Source organism: Mixta tenebrionis (assembly GCF_006517625.1).
Lineage (GTDB): Bacteria > Pseudomonadota > Gammaproteobacteria > Enterobacterales > Enterobacteriaceae > Mixta > Mixta tenebrionis.
Genome location: NZ_VHQI01000027.1, coordinates 3,261 through 5,399, shown reverse-complemented (window position 1 = coordinate 5,399; position 2,139 = coordinate 3,261). Strand labels below are relative to the sequence as shown.

Here is a 2,139-nt window from a genome sequence, read left to right as displayed (position 1 = left end):
CTGCTCTTTAACAATTTATCAGACAATCTGTGTGGGCACTCACGGAACGGATATCGCAAAACTATTTGCAGTATCAAAGTCTCTGAGTGAACACGTAATTCATTACGACGTTTTTCTTTGAGCATCAGACTTTAATTGAAGAGTTTGATCATGGCTCAGATTGAACGCTGGCGGCAGGCCTAACACATGCAAGTCGAACGGTAACAGGAAGCAGCTTGCTGCTTCGCTGACGAGTGGCGGACGGGTGAGTAACGTCTGGGAAACTGCCCGATGGAGGGGGATAACTACTGGAAACGGTGGCTAATACCGCATAACGTCTTCGGACCAAAGTGGGGGACCTTCGGGCCTCACACCATCGGATGTGCCCAGATGGGATTAGCTTGTTGGTGGGGTAACGGCTCACCAAGGCGACGATCCCTAGCTGGTCTGAGAGGATGACCAGCCACACTGGAACTGAGACACGGTCCAGACTCCTACGGGAGGCAGCAGTGGGGAATATTGCACAATGGGCGCAAGCCTGATGCAGCCATGCCGCGTGTATGAAGAAGGCCTTCGGGTTGTAAAGTACTTTCAGCGGGGAGGAAGGGGTTGCGGTTAATAACCGCGGCCATTGACGTTACCCGCAGAAGAAGCACCGGCTAACTCCGTGCCAGCAGCCGCGGTAATACGGAGGGTGCAAGCGTTAATCGGAATTACTGGGCGTAAAGCGCACGCAGGCGGTCTGTCAAGTCGGATGTGAAATCCCCGGGCTCAACCCGGGAACTGCATCCGAAACTGGCAGGCTTGAGTCTCGTAGAGGGGGGTAGAATTCCAGGTGTAGCGGTGAAATGCGTAGAGATCTGGAGGAATACCGGTGGCGAAGGCGGCCCCCTGGACGAAGACTGACGCTCAGGTGCGAAAGCGTGGGGAGCAAACAGGATTAGATACCCTGGTAGTCCACGCCGTAAACGATGTCGACTTGGAGGCTGTTCCCTTGAGGAGTGGCTTCCGGAGCTAACGCGTTAAGTCGACCGCCTGGGGAGTACGGCCGCAAGGTTAAAACTCAAATGAATTGACGGGGGCCCGCACAAGCGGTGGAGCATGTGGTTTAATTCGATGCAACGCGAAGAACCTTACCTGGTCTTGACATCCACGGAAGACTGCAGAGATGCGGTTGTGCCTTCGGGAACCGTGAGACAGGTGCTGCATGGCTGTCGTCAGCTCGTGTTGTGAAATGTTGGGTTAAGTCCCGCAACGAGCGCAACCCTTATCCTTTGTTGCCAGCGCGTGATGGCGGGAACTCAAAGGAGACTGCCGGTGATAAACCGGAGGAAGGTGGGGATGACGTCAAGTCATCATGGCCCTTACGACCAGGGCTACACACGTGCTACAATGGCGCATACAAAGAGAAGCGACCTCGCGAGAGCAAGCGGACCTCACAAAGTGCGTCGTAGTCCGGATCGGAGTCTGCAACTCGACTCCGTGAAGTCGGAATCGCTAGTAATCGTGGATCAGAATGCCACGGTGAATACGTTCCCGGGCCTTGTACACACCGCCCGTCACACCATGGGAGTGGGTTGCAAAAGAAGTAGGTAGCTTAACCTTCGGGAGGGCGCTTACCACTTTGTGATTCATGACTGGGGTGAAGTCGTAACAAGGTAACCGTAGGGGAACCTGCGGTTGGATCACCTCCTTACCAGCGGATACCGCTCGGTGAAGTGCTCACACAGATTGTCTGATAGAAATAACGAGCAGTAAAACCCCGGCAGGCTTGTAGCTCAGGTGGTTAGAGCGCACCCCTGATAAGGGTGAGGTCGGTGGTTCAAGTCCACTCAGGCCTACCAAATTCTTCCTCATGCTGCGTTATACGCCCGGTCGTTTACCGAAGTAAACTTCCCGAACGTATGCCTTGCCTGAGAAAGAATTACGGTGCGTGGGTTTTACCGAAATATCTNCTCACACAGATTGTCTGATAGAAAGCATGAGCAAGGCGTCTTGCGAAGCAGACTCAGTGTCCCCTTCGTCTAGAGGCCCAGGACACCGCCCTTTCACGGCGGTAACAGGGGTTCGAATCCCCTAGGGGACGCCACTTGCTGGTACGTAAGTGAAAGTTACCTGCCCACATATCTTAAAACTGACTTTAACGAGTCGGCTTTAAGA

General features: G+C 54.0%; 2 tRNA genes and 1 rRNA gene. All 3 read left to right on the top strand.

The features are described from left to right. The first annotated feature begins 132 nt into the window (after nucleotides 1-132). The 3 genes from FKM52_RS21170 to FKM52_RS21160 all read left to right on the top strand — a co-directional run bounded on the left by FKM52_RS21170 (nucleotide 133) and on the right by FKM52_RS21160 (nucleotide 2,068). A 16S ribosomal RNA gene (locus tag FKM52_RS21170) occupies nucleotides 133-1,675 on the top strand. 71 nt (nucleotides 1,676-1,746) lie between these two features. Then, nucleotides 1,747-1,823, top strand: a tRNA-Ile gene (locus tag FKM52_RS21165). A gap of 169 nt (nucleotides 1,824-1,992) precedes the next feature. Next, nucleotides 1,993-2,068, top strand: a tRNA-Glu gene (locus FKM52_RS21160). Nucleotides 2,069-2,139: the final 71 nt, after the last annotated feature.